Raw genomic sequence first — 19,691 nt, forward strand, 5'->3', positions numbered from 1 at the left:
TTTGACAATGCGCAACAACAATGGATTTTTATGCGCCCCTCAACAACTGTCGGGACGGGCATGAAACTTGTTGATACTGCCAGTTGCGCGTGTATTAGGCCCATCCATGGATGTTGCTGATGGTGCGTTTGCGTAGCAGTTTTTGATTTCCAGAACGCGTACCGTTCGGCATCACACGATGCTTCAATCATCTTTTGGCAGCCTGTTGGTCAATCGCCAAAAGGGTATTTTAAAATATACTCTAATTATTTCTGAATATATAAACAAATAAATGCTAATTTAAATATCATAAATATGTAAATTATTCGCTGACCGAAATCAATACGTGTAATTCTACCAAATAAAGAATGGTGTTTTCTTATTACTTTAATTGATATAAAGGAAGAGGGGATTATCCATCAATTTATAATTAGAGATTGCTAAATGATACTACTTCTGCGCACTCGGCGTTCAACGGGCGTGACTTTCAGTGCTATATTTCACCGAAAGAAACGGAACCTTCGTGCTGGCGTCGCACTGCCTGTCTCTCTTTTTTGGGGAGCATTGTTTGCGCTGCCGACCGTGCCTGCCTTTGCGCAAACAGTGGGGGGTGATGGCGGCACTCTCTATAACTATCCGGATACGATTGGCCAAGGCGGTGGACCAGGAGAGGATGGGGTGCCGGGGCACGTTCCCGCAGTTCAGAGTTTCCCGGGGCTTGGCGGTGGTGGTGGTGGTGCCGGAGGTGGAAAAGGGGCGGTTGGTGTCGTTGGAGATCCCCAAGGCGTTACTAGCGCGATCGGCGGTAACGGCGGAGATGGTGGCGATCATGGTTATGTTGTCAGTACGGTGATCCCGGGCGGTTATACCAATACTCAGTCGTGGAGTGGAACGTCTGGCACACGAGGACAGGACGGGACGGATTCGCAGGTTGTCGGGAAGTCGGCTGGCGGTGGTGGTGGTGGTGGCGCTGGCGGTTATGGCCTGGTAATCAGTAAGGGGCAGCCCGTCACCAATCAGGCAGCGCTTAACGGCGGTGATGGCGGTGATGGCGGTGATGGCGGGGTGGATACAAACCCAACCGCCACATCATACGTCTTTTCAGGAGCTGCCGGCAGTGGCGGCGGCGGCGGCATCGGGCTTTGGATGGATGACGATAATGTGTCCGTAATCAATGCGAGCACGATTACTGGCGGAGCTGGGGGAAAGGGCGGAGACACCAAGGCTCATAGTTATGCCGTTGGCACAACCGGCAATGGCGGCGCCGGGGGGGCTGGCATCTATGGCGCCGAGGATGATGGGTCGGGCAATGATGTCGCGCGGCCTGGCTCAACGGTTGTGAATCAGGCGGCCGGCGTCATCACTGGCGGAAAAGGTGGTGCTGGCGGGAATACGGATACAGCACAGCTTGTGTCAGGACTTTGGCTCGCCGATATTATAGGAGCCAACGGGGGTGCGGGTGGTGCTGGGATTTATGGTGTCTTCAGTGTGGATAATCAGGGCGGTGTCATCACGGGTGGTGACGGCGCTAACGGCGGTGTGGGCAGCCAAGACACAGGTGTCCAAAATGGTCAAACACGTGAGGCAGCAGGTGGAGATGGCGGCGCAGGTGTTTTCCTGGTTCTCCATGATGACGGGTCTGTGGCGACGGTCGACAACGCCGGCGCGATCACTGGCGGCAATGGAGGAAATGGAGGTGATGCCAAAACGACCGGAGCAATTGCCAAAGATCAGAGTGTTGGAGGGCATGGCGGCGCTGGCATTCAGGGGGATACAGGCGGTACTATTACCAATACTGGTAGTATCCACGGCGGCAACGGTGGCAATGGTGGCCATACGGCCGCGACAGGCGAGAATGACGGCGATGGCGGTGCTGCCGGTGATGGTATTTCGGGCACCAATCTGACGGTCATCAATAGCGGCATGATTGCGCCGGGCATCGCGGGCAGCGCTGGCAGCGGTCAGAAAGGGGTCGGTGGTTATGCGATCCGTATGGAAGGCGGTCAGAGCACTCTGGAGCTTCATGCAGGTTCGGACATTCAGGGGAATGTTTTCGCCGACGAATTGGTAGATGCAGATACCGGAACCAGCACAGACAGCAATATTTTCATTCTCGGTGGAGCGACGTCCAGTAAATTCGACAAAACGCTTTCCATGGGCAGAGACGGCACTGCTCAATATGAAGGCTTCTCAACCTTCATAAAAAATGGCGCGAGTACGTGGACGCTTGAAAACACCTATAATTTAAACTGGCAGATTCGCGGCGGTGTGCTGGAAATCGATGACCAGGGTGCTTTGGGCAGCGGCGTCACCATTGATACCGGTGATGGCGCCAGTAAAGGGTTCTTATCCTATAACCAGAACGGGACTACGCCGACAACATTCGGTGGCACGATTATCGGTGACGGCGGTCTTCGCAAGGAAGGCACTGGCGAACTTGTGCTGACGGGCAACAATTCCTACAGCGGCGGCACCGAATTGAACGGGGGTGTGATTTCGGTGGATGACGACACTCGCCTCGGGAATCAGACCGGTGTTTTGAACTTCAACGGCGGAACACTGAAGATAATGGGCACGTCGATGACATCGACGGATCACGCCATTACCTGGGGCAATAACGGTGGTGGTTTCGACATTGATAGTGTCGACAACACTTTTACCATTACAACTGATCTCGCCGGAAGTGGCTCACTGATCAAAGACGGCGCTGGAACGCTCGCTATGACGGGCCTGGATAGCTACGCCGGTATCGTGGCGATCAAGGGTGGCGTGTTGCAGATCGGCGATGGCCAGACGAGCGGAACATTGGGCACGGGGGCTTCTGTTGCGATTACCAGCGGTACATTGGCCTTCAATAGAAGTGACGATGTCCTTGTAATTAGCCAGGTGATTAGCGGCAATGGCGGTCTTGTGCAGGCGGGCGCCGGAACGACGACCCTAGTGGGCGACAACTCTTACCTCGGTGACACTGACATCCAGGCAGGGACTCTTCAGCTGGGTCAAAACGGAACGACGGGCGCACTGGATCCCAGAAGCACCATCCATATCTCAGCCAACGCAAAATTGGTCATCAGTCGCAGTGACATCGCCAGCCCCTTTAGTTTCGACAACTTGATCAACGGTGATGGCCAGGTCGTGATTAACGGGGATGGTCGAGTTACACTCACCAACACGGGTAGCAGCTACACTGGCGGCACAAAGCTCGATGATGGTACACTTATCATCGGTTCCGACATGGTTCTCGGTTCTGGTGATCTGACATTGAACGGCGGCACGTTGCGGGTGGAATCTCCATTTACAATGAACCGTGCCATCAATGTTCTGGCCCCGAACGGCAGGGTCAACATGCTCGATACAGCTCAGAACTTGACGTTCTCCGGAACCTTGACGGGGAGTAATGCCTCAAGCTTTACCAAAATAGGCGCTGGTGATCTATGGTTCGATCAAGCGGCAACTGCGACGGGCTTTACAGGTACTGCCAACGTCGATGAAGGCGCTATGCGGGTTAGCAGCACGTTCGGCGGCAAGGTCAATGTCAACAGCGGCGGCGTGCTTGGCGGTACTGGTACGGTTGGCGACACGCATATTTCCGCTGGTGGAACGTTGGCCGGACTTTACGGCACGACGCTAAAGATCGAGGGGGGGCTGACGGTCGACAGAGATAGCGCCGTTCAAGTCAATATCGGCACATTGCCGTTCTCTACGGGTATGTTCAACGTTACCGGAAATCTTACACTCAAGGGAAAACTTGACGTTACCACTAGTGGAGTCGCAGCTCCTGGAATATATCGCATTTTTGACTATGATTCCAGTAAAACGAACGACTATGCCGATTTCACATTGGGTACGGTAGATGACGTTGCCGTTAGTTCCGATGACTGGAATATTGAGAAGACGAATCCTGGCCAGATCAACCTCGTCAATATGCAGGGAATGACGTTTGTTATTTGGGATGGCCAAAATATGGTTGATAGCAATCAAGTCCATGGCGGCGACGGAACCTGGAATGCTGCGGACACAAATTGGAAAGATTATGGGAGTCAATCGATCAATGGCAAATGGACGGATGGTTCCGTTGCTGTTTTCACGACAACCCCGGGAACCGTAAACATTGATAATCATGCGGCCGGTGTAAATGCATCGGGCTTGGTGTTTGAGACAAATGGCTACAAGATCACCGGTGATCCCATCACACTCGTTCAGGGCGAGAATGCAACAGCACCGTTTATACAGGTCGGGGTGAACAATAGGGCGGATGATATACCGACGGCCACAATAGGCACGGTTTTGCACGGAGCAAACGGTCTAACGAAGACCGGTAACGGCACTTTGATTTTGACAAAAAATGCCGATTATTCCGGTTCTACGATTGTATCAGCGGGCACGCTCCAATTGGGAGATGGCGGTACTTTGGGGGCGGTTAGTACGAATATAGAGCTGAAGGATGATGTCTTCGGTCATGGTACTTTGGTGTTCGACCGCTCGGACAACAGCAATGTCTTCAATCATCAGATTACTGGCGGCGGTGATGTTATCCAGCGCGGTACGGGGATAACTATTCTCTCTGGAAACAATAGTTTTACTGGCGGTCTGACCATCGAGCACGGTATCGTCCAGGCTGGCATTGCAGATACCGCATTCAGCGCGGGTCGCGTGAGGATTGAGAAAGATGGCACGCTTGATCTTCAGACATTCAATGAAACCATCGGCGGTTTGGTTGGGAGCGACGATGGCAATGGCAAAATCGCACTTGGCGGCGGAACTCTGACGCTCAATCAGGACTTCAGCGACAGATTTTCCGGTGACATTTCGGGAACCGGCGGTCTTTGGAAAAATGGGACGGGTACTCTGACGCTTTCGGGCCAGAACGAGTATTCGGGTCTTACAACTGTCAATGTTGGCTCTCTCGTACAAGGCGCTCAGGGGGCTTTCAGTGATGCATCCGCTTACACTGTTGTTAACGGCGCGACGCTCGATCTGGGCGGCTTTGAAACCAAGATGCAGTCATTGAAGAATGGCGGCACAGTCAATTTCGGCGGCGCTGGCGGTATCCATCTGAATATCGCTGGAGACTATGCCGGTAACGGCGGCACGCTCGTGATGAACACCGAGTTGGGCGACGATAACTCCAATACGGACAGGATGAGCGTCGCTGGCAATACATCAGGGAACACGACCGTAGTGGTTAAAAACCGTGGCGGTCTCGGTGCTCAGACGGTGAATGGTATCGAACTGATCGATGTTAGCGGTAGCTCTGATGGTACATTCAATCTTCAAGGGGATTACACCACCAAGGATGGTCAGCAAGCCATTCTGACATCGTCGGCCTATGCCTATACCCTACAAAAGGGGAGTGCGAGCGGTTCGAATGACGGTGATTGGTATTTGGTTAGCCAAAATACGCGAAGCACTCCTGATGGTCCGTCGCCGGATTGTGACGATCCGAATGGTTGCTCTAACAATCCAGACACGCCTTCACGGTTCAGCCCGGCAGCTCCGGTTTACACGTCCTATGCTGCTAGCATGCAGGCACTGAACCAGTTGCCGACATTGCAGCAGCGCCGCGGCGACCGTTACTTCGCCAAGAAGACATCGGCTCTCCGCGGTTCTTCGTCCGACGCTGGCGAGACGGATGATCGCGCCATTTGGGCACGTATCGAAGGTGCGCATAATCGTTTGGAACCGAACACGACTGCCGGGCGTGTTCAGCAGGATGTCAACACTGTCATCATGCAGGCAGGTGTCGATGGACAGTTCTACGAGGATGAGAATGGTCGATTGATTGCAGGCATTACCGGCCAATACGGAAATGGCCGCGCCAAAACGTCCAGCGAATTCGATGACTCCCTTGGCGGCGGTCAGTTGAACACGCAGGGCTGGGGTCTGGGTGGAACGATCACCTGGTATGGCAATGACGGCTTTTATGTCGATGGACAGGCTCAGGCCACCTGGTACAAGACCGATCTCAGCTTTGGTGGTGGCAACAAAGGGCTGTCGAATGACAATAACGGCTTCGGCTATGCGCTCAGCATGGAAAGCGGAAAGCGTTTCGATCTCGATGAGCATTGGTCGCTGACGCCGCAGGCACAACTGATGTTCTCGTCAGTCGATTTCGATACGTTCTCGGATAGCTATGGTGCCACTGTCAGCAACCGTGATGGCAACAGCCTCAACGGTCGTCTTGGTCTTGCCGCCAACTATGCCGATAGCTGGCAAGGAGCGGATGGTCGCGCAGTGAACGCCAATGTCTATGGCATCGCCAACCTCTATCAGGAGTTCCTCGGCGGTACGAGCATCAACTATGGCGGAACTCGGATGAAGGCTGATCAGGATCGCACTTGGGCGGGCGTCGGTTTCGGTGGCACCTATGCGTGGTCGGACGATAAGTATTCGATCTACGGTGAGGGCACGCTCAACACTTCGCTCACGCACTTTGCAGATAGCTATGCCGTCAAAGGCAATGTGGGCTTCCGGGTGAACTGGTAAAATCGCTGCGGATCTGGGAAGGGCCCGTTATCGGGTTCTTCCCACCGCAGTAGTTTGATACTGATATGAGTAGTGATCTCTGTTTTTGGGCATCATGTGAGTGCCAACTGGATGGGCACGGCGGATGCTGTCAAATATCAGCGGTCTGTAGAGCTTGAGACAAACTTTACTCAAGAGCATTCCCGGCAAAAATCGGGAGTGCCTCGGCAGAGAAAATAGCCGATGGTCTGATGTAGTCCGTCGACGATCGAGCGAACGGACTGGAAGCGAACAAAAATCGCCGATCTGATCCCATCAGGTCGGCGATTTCCTTTCTTGGGTAAAATTTCCGGTAGAAATCAGTCGCCATTGCCGAGACGAGGCGCGACCTTCTCAATCTCACCGATCAGGTCCAGCAAGTTACGGCTGATATGTCCATGCAGGGAGGCTGCCACTTCGGGATATTCTTCCAGAATGCGCCGGAAGATCGAGCGGCTGATGCGGATCACTTCGGTTTCCGCTTCGGCGACTGCGCCGGTAAGGCGTGATGTCTGGGCGATGAGAGCCATCTCACCAAGCATCGCACCGGGGCCGACAGGGCGGATCGATATCCGCCCCTCATCAGCATCGTGAAACAGGGTAATGTTGCCGGAAACGACGATATAGGCGCAGTCAGCGCTCTGGCCTTCACGGAAAAGCTCGCGGCCCGCGCGTAGCACAAGCCGCTCGGCGCCGAAGGCAAGAAGGCGCAACTGTTCGGGTGTGAATGACTCGAACAGGCCCACCGTGCCGAGAATGCGAATATCGTCGTCTAGCGCCATAGATTGTCAATACACCTGCATCGGGCGCTGTCCATCACGGGACAAGCTTGTATCCCCCGCTTTCTGTGACGAGAAGCGTGGCATTGGACGGGTCTTTCTCGATTTTCTGGCGCAGGCGATAGACGTGGGTTTCGAGCGTATGGGTGGTCACGCCCGAATTATAGCCCCAGACCTCTTCCAGCAGCACATCGCGACCGATGACCTTGTCGCCAGCGCGATAAAGATACTTGATGATCGCCGCTTCCTTTTCGGTCAGGCGAATCTTTGCACCCTTCTCGTCGATGAGCAGTTTCTGCCCCGGCTTGAACGTGTAGGCGCCGACCGTGAAGGTCGCGTCTTCGCTTTGCTCATGCTGGCGTAACTGCGCGCGGATACGCGCAAGCAGAACGGCAAATTTGAACGGCTTGGTGACATAGTCATTCGCGCCGGATTCAAGACCGAGAATCGTGTCCGATTCAGTGTCATGTCCGGTCAACATAATGATCGGGGACTTGAAGCCGCCTTTGCGCAGAAGCTTGACAGCCTCGCGGCCATCCATATCCGGCAGACCCACATCCATGATCAGAAGATCGACGATGCCGTTGCGCGCAGTCTGAATGCCCTTGGTGGCATTGTCTTCTTGCAGGATCTGGAATTCTTCACACAGCTCAAGCTGCTCGACGAGGATGGAGCGGAGATCTTCGTCGTCATCCACAATCAGAATTGTACGGCCTGTCATGCCTGTCCTCGTTACTCTTTGATTTAAATATGGCTCTTCGTGTTTTATGACACTTAATGGCCAGAAGTTGAAGCGGCGAAACGCGAATCATGTTTTCACCAGCTTCAGGGGGCGGATTGTAAACATGTTTTGCCCGAAAACTAAAAATGGAGACGGGGGCGTGACCAGATATCAAGGAAGCCGTGGGGTCGGCATCATCAATGTGCGGGCCAAGCCGGGCCACAAGACTCGCGGACTGCTTACTGCTGGCAATCTGGTGCTGGAATGCGCGCTTGGCAAGGGGGGCATCAGCGCTTTCAAGCGCGAGGGCGACGGCGCAACGCCTTTGACCGCCATGCGTCTGCTGTACGGATATCGCCGTGGCGATAAGGGATCTCTACCGACAACGCAGCTGCCGTTGCGCAGAATCCGCCGTCTGGACGGCTGGTGTGACGCGCCGGGCGACCGCAATTATAACCGGCCGGTGCCGCTGCCTTACAAGGCCAGTCACGAAGATATGTGGCGCAAGGACGATCTCTACGATGTCTGTATCGTGATGGACTGGAATATCCTGCCGCGCCGCCGAGGCTGCGGCAGCGCCATTTTCTTTCACCTTGCATGGCCGGGCTATACGCCGACCGAGGGCTGCATCGCATTGAAGCGCGCCGACATGGCGCGTCTCTTGCCGCATCTATCAGACCGGACGGTTGTTCGCGTCCTGCGATAGTTTTGATTTGTCAGTGTGCGGCGGCGGGAACGACTTTCACTTCGTTGCCCTGCACATCATAGAGCTTTCCGCCGAGGAAATAGTCGCCATCGTGCAGTTCGGCGATGTGGTGATGGCGAATGATGCGCTCGGTTCCTTCCGAGAACACAGACATTTGATCGGTATTGCCGGTCTTGAATTCGTTGAACATCAGGTTCAGCACAATGGCCATCAGTGCAGCCGAGCTGATGCCGGAATGGAAGATGGTTTCAAACCAGGCCGGAAACTGGTGATAGAATTGCGGCGCGGCAATCGGGATCATGCCGAAACCGATGGAGGTCGCCACGATGATCAGATTGACATTGTTCTGATAATCGACCTTCGACAGCGTGCGAATGCCGCTGGCCGCAACTGTGCCGAAAAGCACGATGCCCGCACCGCCCAGAACCGCTGGCGGAACGCAGGCAATCACGCGTCCCATCACCGGCAGCAGGCCAAGTGTCACGAGGATGAGACCGCCGGTCGCGACGACAAAGCGGCTTTTCACGCCTGTGACCGCCACAAGCCCGACATTCTGCGCAAAAGCGCTCTGTGTGAACGAGCCGACCACAGGGGCAAGAATGCTCGATGCCATGTCGGCACGCAGGCCGTTGCCGAGCCGGCGGGAATCGACCTTGGTACCGATGATTTCACCGACAGCGAGAATGTCCGCCGAGGTTTCAACCAGAGTCACCAGAATGACGATAAACATGGAAATGGTCGCGGCGATGCTGAACACCGGCATGCCGAAATGAAAGATTTCCGGGAAAGCCATGATCGGGCCTTCGCTGACCCTCGAAAAATCCGTCATGCCAAGCGCCCAGGCGATCAGCGTGCCACACACCATCGCAAGCAGGATGGATAGGCGGGAAATTGTGGCGCTGCCGATTTTGCTCAAGACAAGTACGAGCGCCAGCGTCAATCCAGCGAGGCCGATATTGGACATGCTGCCGAAGTCGGGCGCATTGCTGTTACCGCCCATCGCCCAGCGGGCGGCAACAGGCATCAGCGTCAGGCCGATGGTTGTGATGACGATGCCCGTCACGAGCGGTGGAAAGAAGCGCGTGATGCGTGAGAAAATCGGCGTTATCAGAAAGCCGATAAAAGCCGCTGCCATGACGGAGCCGAGGACGACTTGCAACCCCGCTTCACCGCTGCCACTGGATGTGACGATGGCCACCATCGTGGCGACGCCCGCAAAGGACACGCCCTGCACGAGCGGCAACTGGCATCCGAAAAAGGGAATGCCGATGGTTTGCAGTACGGTGGCGACACCGCCTGCAAAGAGCGAAGCCGTGATGAGAAGCCCAACTTCACTGGGGCTCAGTCCTGCGGCCTGACCGATAATCAGTGGAACCGCGACAATGCCGCCATACATGGTCAGCACATGCTGAAAACCATAGGCAATGTTGGCAGCAACCGACAGTTTTTCATCTTCGGGGCGCGAAACTGCATCCGCCCCGGACAGGTGCGTATTCAATGCTACTCCCTCCCGGCAGACGGGTTTAGACCAGTCTGCCCTCTCCGTTCTCCCTGCGCAATCGCGTTGTGGCTGTCCGAGTTATGCCGCACACGAAAATACGCAATGTCTCCTCCAAGACAGTCGCAAGAGTATAACGACAGTCGTCCGCATGACTGTGCGTCTTTTGCTTGAAATTGTTTTCGACGCGGAGAGGCTAATGTTGTGGGTGGATTTAGTGCCCGGTTGTTTTCATCGCTTCTTGCAGAACCGTGAAAACAGCGGGGTCAGTTGATTGCGCCACATTGAAGCGCAGATAGGAACTTGCGGTCCGTGACGGGCTGAACACATCACCCGGCGCCAGAACGACACCCTTGTCGAGAGCGTGTCTGGCAATGATGCCGGAGTCCATTCCATCCGGCAGGCGCGCCCAGAGAAACATGCCGCCTTGTGGTTCGTTCCAGAGTTCAAGTCCTGCGGCCTTCAGGCGTTTGGCGGTCAGCGTCATGGCGTCGGCCAGCTTGGCGCGCATACCTTCGATGTGACGGCGATAGGTGCCGTCAGTCAGAAGCGCATGGACGACTTGTGCTGAAATCGAATTGCCGCCGAAGGTGGTGGCCAGCTTCAAATCAGTGAGGCCGTCGATCCAGTCGCTGCGCCCGGCAATGTAGCCGACGCGGGCCGCAGCCGAGAGGGTCTTGGAGAAGCTGCCAATGTGCAGCACACGCTCGAACCCGTCGAGTTCCGCCAGCAGCGGCGCTGGTGAGGGATGAAAATCGCCGAAGATATTATCCTCGACGAGAATGATGCCATGGGCTTCCGCGAGTTTCAAAAGGCGATGCGCGGTTGCGGGCGACATGACGCCGCCGGTCGGGTTTTGCAGCCCTGCATTGGAAATATAGAGTTTCGGCGCATGTTCGGCGGCTGCCTTGGCGAAGGCTTCGAGGTCCGGGCCGCTATGTGTATAGGGGACGCCGATCAGCTTGACGCGATGGGTCAGCAGTACAGCCTGAAAGTTGAAATAGCACGGATCGTCTACCAGCACGGTGTCGCCCGGCTGGAGCAGAAAGCGGCAGATGAGATCGATGGCCTGCGTGCCAGAATCGGTCAGTACTATCTCGCCGCCGGAAATATCCATGCCCTGTTCCGCCAGCCGGTGCGCGAGGTGGCTGCGCAACGGACGAAAGCCGAGCGGTTCGCCATAGGTGGCGAGATCGCTGCGCTCATCGCGGGCAATGGCGCGGAGCGCCCGCCGGATACCTTCAAGCGGTAGCCATTCATCCGGCAGCCAGCCGCAGCCGGGCTTCAGCGTCTTACCTTCGGTTTCCAGCGATTGGCGCATGACCCAGAATGGATCGATCTGCCGGTCCTTGTGTGGTGTGGTCGTGGCCAGCGAAAAGGGCTGGCGCGCCCGTTCCGACACATAGAAGCCTGCGCCGCGGCGTGACTGGATGATGCCTTCGGCGACCAGCCGGTCATAGGCCTCGACAACGGTCGATTTGGAAACGTCCATCGTCTCGGCAAGCCGTCGGATCGACGGCAGGCGGGCACCTGGTGCAAGGCTCATGGCCGCAATGCGTCCACGGATAATGGCCATGACTTTTTCAACGAGCGAGGTCTTTTCCGCAGCAGCGTTTTCATCGCCGCGTGCGCTATCGACGCCCGCATAAGCGGCTTCCACGGCTTCCAGGCTGCGCAAAAGGCCCGTCGATATCATCTGTACTCTCTTTCGTACCAGTACAGTTTGCCAGAATTGTCCGGTAACTGTCTCTGATTATTTCGGCAAGTTCGCGGCATTGTCCGCAAAATTCATAGACGATTTTGTTGAAAGCTGAAAAGACACATGAGCGAGAATGTTGGGAACAAGGTGGTTGTTAGCCAGACCGTGGGTAACAAGACGGCCGGGTGGTTGAATGGATTTCTCGGTGTGCTGATTTTCTCAGGCTCGCTACCCGCGACGCGTCTCGCCGTCATCGATATCGATCCGACTTTTCTGACACTGGCACGCGCCTCGATTGCCGGTCTGCTGGGCATGGCGTTACTGCTGGCATTTCGCGAACCTTTTCCGCGCAAGAGTGATGTCATTTCACTCATTGTCGTGGCACTGGGCGTCGTGGTCGGCTTTCCGCTGCTGACGGGCATTGCGCTGCAACATATGACCTCTGCCCATGCGATTGTCTTCATCGGACTGCTGCCGCTTTCGACGGCGGTATTTGCGGTGCTGCGCGGCGGCGAGCGTCCGCGTCCGTTGTTCTGGCTATTTTCGATCGTGGGCGGCGCTATCGTCGCGTCCTATGCGTACGGGCAGGGCAGCCAGTCCACATTGCTCGGCGATGTGCTGATGCTGGGGGCGATCATTGTCTGCGGGCTTGGCTATGCGGAAGGTGCGAGCCTGTCCCGTAGGCTTGGCGGCTGGCAGGTCATTTGCTGGGCGCTGGTCTTCTCACTGCCGATCATGCTGCCGCTGACCATTCTCATGCGTCCTGAAACATGGGCAGGGATTGGGGCCATGGCCTGGGGCGGACTGGTCTACGTTTCGCTGTTCTCGATGCTGATCGGCTTTTTCTTCTGGTATCGCGGGCTGGCGCAAGGCGGCGCTGCGACGGTTGGTCAGCTTCAGCTCTTGCAACCGTTTTTCGGCCTGATGCTGGCGGCGGGCATTGCGGGCGAACCCGTCAGCATGGGCATGGTCGCGACAGCGGGAATCGTTGTGCTCTGCGTCGCAGGAGCGAAACGCTTTGCTTAAGCAAAAGCACATCCCGAAAAGTGTGAAACGGTTTTCGGATAAGATGTGCGTCTAACTGAATGCCCAGACGGTCGTGCGCTTGACCTCGGAATCTTCCAGCGCACGCGTCACTGGCACTGTGTAGACAGCAAGCTGCCGTAAGCGCTCTTTCGGCAGATAGGAGCGACCCGGATCACCGACAATGATCTCAGCGCCGCGTTCTGCCAGTTTTGCAAACCATGGAATAAGCCGGTCGGCCAGCGGCTTCTCATAGAAGACATCGCCCGCCAGAACCACATCCCAGCCGTGATCGGTGCCGATCAGATCTTCAAGGCTTGCCGTCACTGCAACGCCGTTTGCCGTGGCGTTGATGTCAATTGCGGGAAGCGCGAAGGGATCGATATCCGAAGCGATAACGCTTTTTGCGCTGGCCTTCATGGCGGCAATGGCGACAATACCTGAGCCGGATGCAAAATCCAGCACAGTCTTGCCGCTCACGGCTTCCGGATGGTCGAGAATATAGCGCGCCACGCCCTGACCGCCCGCCCAGGCAAAGGCCCAGAAGGGCGGCGGCAGGCCGATTGTGGCCAGTTCTTCCTCTGTCTTGTGCCAGAGGTCGTGCGCTTCGTCAGCCAGATGCAGGCGGATTTCCGGCACATGCGGCGGTGCTTGCAGGCCGGTATTGGCCAGAATGAAGCTGCGCGTGCTGGTTTCCGCCGGATCGAGCATCGGTTTTGCTCAGATGTCTTTGGCGTCGAGGCCGCCCATGCGGCAGACTTCGATCCATTCGTCTTCCGTCACCGGCTGCACAGACAAGCGCATGGAGGTGACAAGCGCCATGTTCTCAAGCTTGGGGTTCGCCTTGACGTCCTTCAGCGTAACAGGCTTCGGCACATCGCGGACGGCCTTGATGTCCACGCAGTCCCAGCGCGGATCGTCGGTGGTGCTGTCGGGGTGCGAGAGAGCGCAGACCTCGACAATGCCAACCACTTCCAGCCCTTCATTGGAATGATAGAAAAAGCCTTTGTCGCCGATTTTCATGGCGCGCATGTTGTTGCGCGCCAGATAATTGCGCACACCATCCCATTGCTCGCCCTTTTCACCACGGGCCTTTTGCATTTCCCATGACCATTTGAACGGTTCGGACTTGAACAGCCAGTATGCCATTGCGTGTTCCCCAGTGCTTAAGCCTTAGGCGTTGGCAGGATTTTTGAAGGTCCAGTTCCATGGACGTACGGTGACGTCCTGAAACAGACCGGCCTTCGCATAGGGATCATTGGCGCCGATGGCTGTTGCAGCGGCCTTGTCTTCAGCTTCGACAACGAGAAGGCTGCCATTTGGCTTGCCGTCTTCGCCGAGGAAGGGACCGGCAAACTTCAGCACATCGCCAAGGCTCGTAAGATATTCGAGATGCGTCGGGCGCGTATCGAGGCGCACCTGCAAATGGTCGGGCTTGTCGTTGCAGAGAAGTGCAAAAAGCATCGTCTGGTCCTCTAGTCTTCGGTCTTGAGTGGTCGGTTGATGAGACTGGTTACAGCCTCGTCGATGGTAATTTTCCCGCTGAGCAAAGCGCCAACCGCATCGATGATAGGCGCGGAAATGCCGTGCTTTTCGCACAGTTCCGCAGCAATAGGCGCGGTAGCGACACCTTCGGCCAGAGGCCTGTTGGTCAGGTCTTCGCCGCGTCCCAGCGCAAGACCGTAGGAATAGTTGCGCGATTGTGATGATGAGCATGTCAGCATCAGATCGCCGAGGCCGGAAAGCCCCATGATGGTTTCCGGCTTTGCGCCCATGGCTTGTCCGATGCGGCGCAGTTCCGCGAAGCCGCGTGTGACGAGCGCTGCCTGCGCGCTCGCACCATAGCCGCGTCCGACAGCGGCGCCAGCGGCGATCGCCAGAACATTTTTCAAAGCGCCGCCGATTTCGACACCTTTGAGATCGGTGGTTGAATAGCAGCGGAAAGCAGGACCCGAAAGAAGTGCCGCCAGCCTGTCGGCTGTGTCTGCATCTTCACAGGCAACCGTCACCGCCGTTGGCAGGCCACGCGCCACGTCGGTGGCAAAACTTGGGCCGGAAAGGGCGGCGATGCGATGGTTCGGCAAAACTTCGGCCACCACTTCCGACATCAGGCGTCCGGTGCCGCGCTCAATACCCTTCGCGCAAAGAACGACGGGCGCGGACTGTGGAATGAGGCCGCTCAGTTCGGAAAGGCCCATGCGCATGGCCTGTGCCGGGACTACGGCCAGAACGGCGTCAGCACCGGTCACAACATCGGCAGCCTTGGTGCTGGCGCGGATGCCGGCTGGTAGTTCAATGTCGCCCAGATAGCGCGGGTTGCGTCGGTTTTCGTTGATCGCTGCGACCGTGTCCGTATCGCGGGCGTAAAGCCAGGCTTCATGGCCGCTGGTCGCCGCCATGGCGGCAAGCGCCGTGCCCCATGCGCCGCCACCAAGAACGGCGATCTTCGTGTGAGCACTCATGCCTTGGCTCCGCGCCGTCCCGTGCCGATCAGCGGCGCGGATTTTTCATCGAGCGGCCAGCGCGAGCGCGGCGCGATGGCAAGCGAATCCGGCGTTTTGGTTGCGGCATGTTCAGCTCCGGCCCAGGCGATCATCGCTGCATTGTCGGTGCAAAGATTGAGCGGCGGTGCGATAAAGCTGAAGCCGTGTCTGGCGCAGAGCTGCTCCAGCGAAGCCCGCAGGGTCTTGTTGGCGGCGACACCGCCCGCGACGACCAGCGACGGTGTTGCGCAGTCCGGAAACTCCGCCTTGAAACGTTCGAGCGAACGCCCGACCCGGTCGGCAAGCGTATCGGCCACTGCGGCCTGAAATGAGGCGCAAATATCGGCGACATCCTGATCGCTCAGCGGCACCAGTTCGCTTGCCATCTGGCGCACGGCGGTCTTGAGACCGGAAAATGAAAAATCGAGCCGCGCTTCGCCTTTCAGCGGTCGGGGCAGGGCAAAGCGCTTGGGATCGCCCTGAAGCGCCATGCGCTCAACCGCCGGACCGCCGGGATAAGGCAGGCCGAGAAGCTTCGCCGTCTTGTCGAAGGCTTCACCCAGTGCATCATCGATTGTGGTGCCGAGGCGCTCATAATTGTTGAGCCCGCGCACCAGCACCATCTGCGTATGGCCGCCGGAAACCAGCAGCAACAGATAGGGAAATTCGAGCTTGTCGGTCAGCCGCGCCGTCAGCGCGTGGCCTTCGAGATGGTTTACGGCATAGAACGGCTTTTGCGCGGCCATGGCGAGCGCCTTCGCCGTCATCAGTCCCACGATCAGCCCGCCGATGAGGCCGGGACCGGCGGTGGCTGCCACGGCATCCACATCATCGAGCTGCATATCCGCATCCTGTAAGGCGCGTGCGACCAGCCGATCCAGCGCCTCGACATGCGCGCGCGCCGCAATTTCCGGCACAACGCCGCCATAAGGCTCATGTTCGGCGATCTGGCTCAGAACCACATTGGACAGAATATGGCCTTCGCCCTTATCGTTGCGTTCAACGATAGCGGCGGCTGTTTCGTCGCAACTGGTTTCTATTCCAAGAATGCGCATTTGCGGTTAGACCCTGCCAGTCTCATATTTCTGATACTTCAAGCAACCCGGTACCATGGACGACGCAATATGCAAACACCATCCTTGAAGATTGGCACACGCGGTAGCAAGCTGGCTCTGGCTCAAGCTCACGAGACGCGTCGCCGCCTGATGGAGGCGCATGGCTTGCCGGAAGAGGCTATCGAGATTTTGCCCATGTCCACCGCTGGCGACCGCATTCAGGACCGTCCGCTGTCGGAAGTCGGCGGCAAGGGGCTTTTCACCGAGGAAATCGAGCAAGCGCTGAAGGACGGACGCATCGATCTCGCCGTTCATTCGACCAAGGATATGCCGACTGTTCTGCCTGAAGGACTGCATCTTTCCGTCTTTCTCGAACGCGAAGACCCGCGCGATGCTTTCATCGGTCGCACGGCCAAGCGGTTTATGGATTTGCCGCAGGGCGCTGTCGTTGGTTCGTCGTCATTGCGCCGTCAGGCGCTGATCCGGCGTTTGCGCCCGGACATTCAGGTGGTGATGTATCGCGGCAATGTCGATACCCGTTTGCGAAAACTTGAAGCAGGCGAGGTTGATGGAACCTTTCTGGCCTGTGCAGGTCTGAAGCGGCTGGGCCTTGACGCGGCGATTACCGAACTGGTCGATCCGCTGACCTTCCCGCCCGCACCGGGGCAGGGTGCCATCGGTATTGAAAGCCGCATCGGCGATGCGCGCATTGATGCGCTGCTGGCACCGTTGGCGCATCGCGACACGCAGGTAGCCCTTGCCTGCGAACGCGCGTTTTTGGGCGCGCTTGACGGCTCCTGCCGCACGCCGATTGCCGGTCTTGCCACTGTGGACGGCGACAAGGTGCATTTCCACGGCATGATCCTGACGCCCGATGGCACAAAGGCGCATGAAGTGACACTCGACGGTACGGCGTTGGAAGCGGCGGCGCTTGGGATTGAGGCTGCAAGCCAGGTTCGTGCCGCTGCCGGTCCGCATTTCTTCACCGACTGGGATTGATCTTGACCGGGCCGGGCGCAGCCATAGCAGGCAGGCGGGTTCTGCTGACGAGGCCGGAACCAGCGGCCCTGCTGACCGCCGCGAAACTCACTGATGCGGGTTTCGAGCCGGTGCTTCTGCCGCTCAGCCGCACGGTCTCAATGGCTTTTTCCCTGCCTGATACCCGTTTCGACGCATTGACGGTGACAAGCGCCAATGCGTTTCGCCATGCGGGGCACGCTTTGCCGCAACGCGATATGCCGCTCTTCGCCGTTGGCGAGGGTACGGCGCGCGGCGCGCGTGAGGCGGGCTTCACCGATGTGGTCGACGGTGGCGGTGATGCGGTGCGTCTTGCTGAAACCATGCGTAAGGTTTTGCCGCAAGGCGCGCGCATTCTTTATCTGGCCGGGCGTGTTCGCCAACCCATTTTCGAAGAGCGTGTATCCGCTTCTGGTCTCGATATGACTGTCTGTGATGTCTATGATATTGAAACCATCGACTATTCGCGTGATGAGCTTCAGCGCAGATTGGGTACGCAACCGCTTGCGGCTGTGATGCTCTATTCCGGCGTAGCAGCGGAAGAATTTACCGCGGCGATGGGCAGGATTGCCCCGCCCTTTACCGAAAAGACCCGCTTTTTGTGCATATCGGCGCGTGTGGCCGCAAAACTGCCTGCCGAATGGCAGGCAAATGCGCTGATCGCAGAACAGCCGGACGAGAAAGGACTTTTCCGTCTGTTTTCCAAACTTTGACTCTTTTAGACGCAACCTTCCTGCGACAGAGGATTTTATCTGTTAGAGTCACATAGAGTCTCACCGGCAGGCAATCGACGATTACGAGAGGACCCATGGCGAAATCCGGCACCCCGCGACATTCCAAACCGGCCCGCAATCCCGTAACGATCAATCTCGATCCATCGGATGTAAAGCGTGTCGATGAACACACGGGAGCCAGAGCGACACCGCCTGCCGAACCGGTCGGCAACTTTGCTCAAGCAACAGCAGCCAAGCCCGCTGAGGCGAAAGCCGCCGAAACGAAATCTGAGCCAAAGCCGGAACCGAAACCGGCAGCAAGTTCCACAAGTGCTGCGAGACCGCCCTTTACCGCAGGCGTCAAGCCGGAAGCGGAAAAGCCGCGCACGACCTCCGGTGCATCGTACACTGTACCGCCTGTCAGCAATGCCAATCAGGGTTCCAGCCCGAAGCCCGGTTCTGGTGCATCGCATCTTCTGGCCGGTATTGCCGGTGGCGTTATCGCGCTCGGTGGCATGTTTGCGCTGCAATGGGGCAATGTCATTCCGTCACCCGGCGCGCGCGTGACTGCCGAACAACTGGCGCAGATGGAGCAGCAGATTGCCGATCTGCGCACCAATCCAACGCCTGCGCCACTCGACGCCGCAAGCCGCACGCAATTTGCCGATTTGCAGAAGAATGTTCAGGCCGCAGAAATCAAGGCGGAAGCGGTTGCAGGCACCCTCACGCAATTGCAGCAGCAGGTCGAAGCGCAGCCGCAGGCGACTGGAGGTGCCGCTTCGGGTGATATTGAAGCGCTGAGCGGGCGTCTCGACGCGCTGGAATCGAAATTGTCGGCAGCCCAGAATCAGGTCGATCAGGCCGCCGCCAGTGTTTCGGGCAATAGCGGCACGATTTCTTCGCTCGAATCGAAACTGACCTCCTTGCAGGCAAAGGTCGGGGAAGCCGCTCGCCAGCCGGACGCGACAGCGCTGATCGCGGCCAATGCGCTGAAGACGGCCATTGATCGCGGTGGTTCGTTCAAGGTCGAACTCGAAACCTATGCCTCGCTTGCGCCGCAGGATAGTTCGGTCGAAGGCCTCAAGGCATTTGCCGATACGGGCGTGCCGACGGTGGCCGACCTCAATGCATGGTTCGGCCCGGTTGCCAATCGCATTGTCGCCACCGAAAACAAGCTGCCCGCCGATGCGGGTGTTTGGGATCAGCTCGTTGCCAGCGCCAAGGGGCTGGTAAGCGTTCGCCCTGTCGCGGGCAATGTGGAAGGCGAAGGCGTCGGTCCGACGACCGCACGCATGGAAGCTGCACTTCACGCTGGTGATCTGGAACGCGCCATCGGCGAATGGGAGAAACTCCCCGCCGATGCGAAAGCGGTTTCGGGAGAATTTGCGAACCAGATGAAGGTGCGCCGCGATGCCGATGCGCTGATCCAGCGTCTGGTTGCGGACAGCCTCAAGCCAAAGGCGCAGACTGACGCGGGTGCTGCGGCACCGGCGGGTAATTAAGGGGGCTGGCCG

At 57.5% G+C, this 19,691-nt stretch carries 15 protein-coding genes; 6 read left to right on the forward strand and 9 right to left on the reverse strand.

Translation table 11 applies throughout. The annotated features are described in order from the left end of the window. The first annotated feature begins 423 nt into the window (after positions 1-423). Entirely contained in the window at positions 424-6,465 is a 6,042-nt protein-coding gene (locus FGI60_RS05040) for an autotransporter outer membrane beta-barrel domain-containing protein (RefSeq protein WP_138784184.1), read from the forward strand. Positions 6,466-6,803: 338 nt separating this feature from the next. Here the strand turns inward: FGI60_RS05040 and FGI60_RS05045 are convergent, their stop codons facing one another. Further along, positions 6,804-7,265 carry a cyclic nucleotide-binding domain-containing protein gene (locus FGI60_RS05045; protein ID WP_138784185.1) on the reverse strand — a complete coding sequence of 154 codons (462 nt, stop codon included), beginning with the start codon at positions 7,263-7,265 and terminating at the stop codon, positions 6,804-6,806. A gap of 34 nt (positions 7,266-7,299) precedes the next feature. After that, the gene (locus FGI60_RS05050) at positions 7,300-7,983 is read right to left on the reverse strand and encodes a response regulator transcription factor (protein ID WP_078337540.1); all 684 of its coding nucleotides are present in this window, start codon (positions 7,981-7,983) and stop codon (positions 7,300-7,302) included. A 124-nt stretch (positions 7,984-8,107) separates the two neighbouring features. On the opposite strand from FGI60_RS05050, the gene FGI60_RS05055 reads away from it, so the two are divergent. Then, entirely contained in the window at positions 8,108-8,689 is a 582-nt protein-coding gene (locus FGI60_RS05055) for a L,D-transpeptidase family protein (protein ID WP_374843072.1), read from the forward strand. Between the two features lie 10 nt (positions 8,690-8,699). Here FGI60_RS05055 and FGI60_RS05060 read toward each other — a convergent pair whose 3' ends face one another. Both FGI60_RS05060 and FGI60_RS05065 read right to left on the reverse strand, forming a co-directional pair. After that, positions 8,700-10,187, reverse strand: a complete 1,488-nt coding sequence (locus tag FGI60_RS05060; RefSeq protein WP_138784187.1) for a nucleobase:cation symporter-2 family protein — start codon at positions 10,185-10,187, stop codon at positions 8,700-8,702. Positions 10,188-10,401: 214 nt separating this feature from the next. After that, positions 10,402-11,883, reverse strand: a complete 1,482-nt coding sequence (locus FGI60_RS05065) for an aminotransferase-like domain-containing protein (RefSeq protein ID WP_138784188.1) — start codon at positions 11,881-11,883, stop codon at positions 10,402-10,404. Positions 11,884-12,009: 126 nt separating this feature from the next. Here FGI60_RS05065 and FGI60_RS05070 point away from each other — a divergent pair, with 126 nt between their 5' ends. Then, positions 12,010-12,912: a DMT family transporter gene (locus FGI60_RS05070; protein ID WP_138784189.1), complete on the forward strand. Its 903-nt coding sequence runs from the start codon at positions 12,010-12,012 to the stop codon at positions 12,910-12,912. Positions 12,913-12,963: 51 nt separating this feature from the next. Here the strand turns inward: FGI60_RS05070 and FGI60_RS05075 are convergent, their stop codons facing one another. From FGI60_RS05075 to tsaD, 5 genes are read right to left on the reverse strand one after another with little or no spacing between them, the layout of a single operon-like run. Continuing rightward, complete coding sequence (locus FGI60_RS05075; RefSeq protein WP_138784190.1) at positions 12,964-13,620, reverse strand: class I SAM-dependent methyltransferase; 657 nt, start codon at positions 13,618-13,620, stop codon at positions 12,964-12,966. Positions 13,621-13,629: 9 nt separating this feature from the next. Beyond that, positions 13,630-14,058 carry an EVE domain-containing protein gene (locus FGI60_RS05080; RefSeq protein ID WP_078337535.1) on the reverse strand — a complete coding sequence of 143 codons (429 nt, stop codon included), beginning with the start codon at positions 14,056-14,058 and terminating at the stop codon, positions 13,630-13,632. Positions 14,059-14,082: 24 nt separating this feature from the next. After that, positions 14,083-14,373, reverse strand: a complete 291-nt coding sequence (locus FGI60_RS05085; RefSeq protein ID WP_138784191.1) for a YciI-like protein — start codon at positions 14,371-14,373, stop codon at positions 14,083-14,085. Positions 14,374-14,384: 11 nt separating this feature from the next. Continuing rightward, the gene (locus tag FGI60_RS05090) at positions 14,385-15,371 is read right to left on the reverse strand and encodes an NAD(P)H-dependent glycerol-3-phosphate dehydrogenase (protein ID WP_138784192.1); all 987 of its coding nucleotides are present in this window, start codon (positions 15,369-15,371) and stop codon (positions 14,385-14,387) included. Further along, a complete protein-coding gene (gene tsaD / locus FGI60_RS05095; protein ID WP_138784193.1) occupies positions 15,368-16,447 on the reverse strand; it encodes a tRNA (adenosine(37)-N6)-threonylcarbamoyltransferase complex transferase subunit TsaD in 1,080 nt (359 codons plus the stop codon). Before tsaD ends, FGI60_RS05090 begins: the two co-directional genes overlap by 4 nt. A 69-nt stretch (positions 16,448-16,516) precedes the next feature. On the opposite strand from tsaD, the gene hemC reads away from it, so the two are divergent. From hemC to FGI60_RS05110, 3 genes are all read left to right on the forward strand, one after another. Further along, entirely contained in the window at positions 16,517-17,446 is a 930-nt protein-coding gene (gene hemC, locus FGI60_RS05100) for a hydroxymethylbilane synthase (RefSeq protein ID WP_138784194.1), read from the forward strand. A 2-nt stretch (positions 17,447-17,448) separates the two neighbouring features. Next, the gene (locus tag FGI60_RS05105) at positions 17,449-18,177 is read left to right on the forward strand and encodes a uroporphyrinogen-III synthase (RefSeq protein ID WP_138784195.1); all 729 of its coding nucleotides are present in this window, start codon (positions 17,449-17,451) and stop codon (positions 18,175-18,177) included. Positions 18,178-18,272: 95 nt separating this feature from the next. After that, complete coding sequence (locus FGI60_RS05110) at positions 18,273-19,679, forward strand: COG4223 family protein (RefSeq protein WP_138784196.1); 1,407 nt, start codon at positions 18,273-18,275, stop codon at positions 19,677-19,679. Positions 19,680-19,691 lie beyond the last annotated feature (12 nt).

The sequence above is a fragment of the Brucella haematophila genome, assembly GCF_005938105.1.
Taxonomy (GTDB): Bacteria; Pseudomonadota; Alphaproteobacteria; order Rhizobiales; family Rhizobiaceae; genus Brucella; species Brucella haematophila.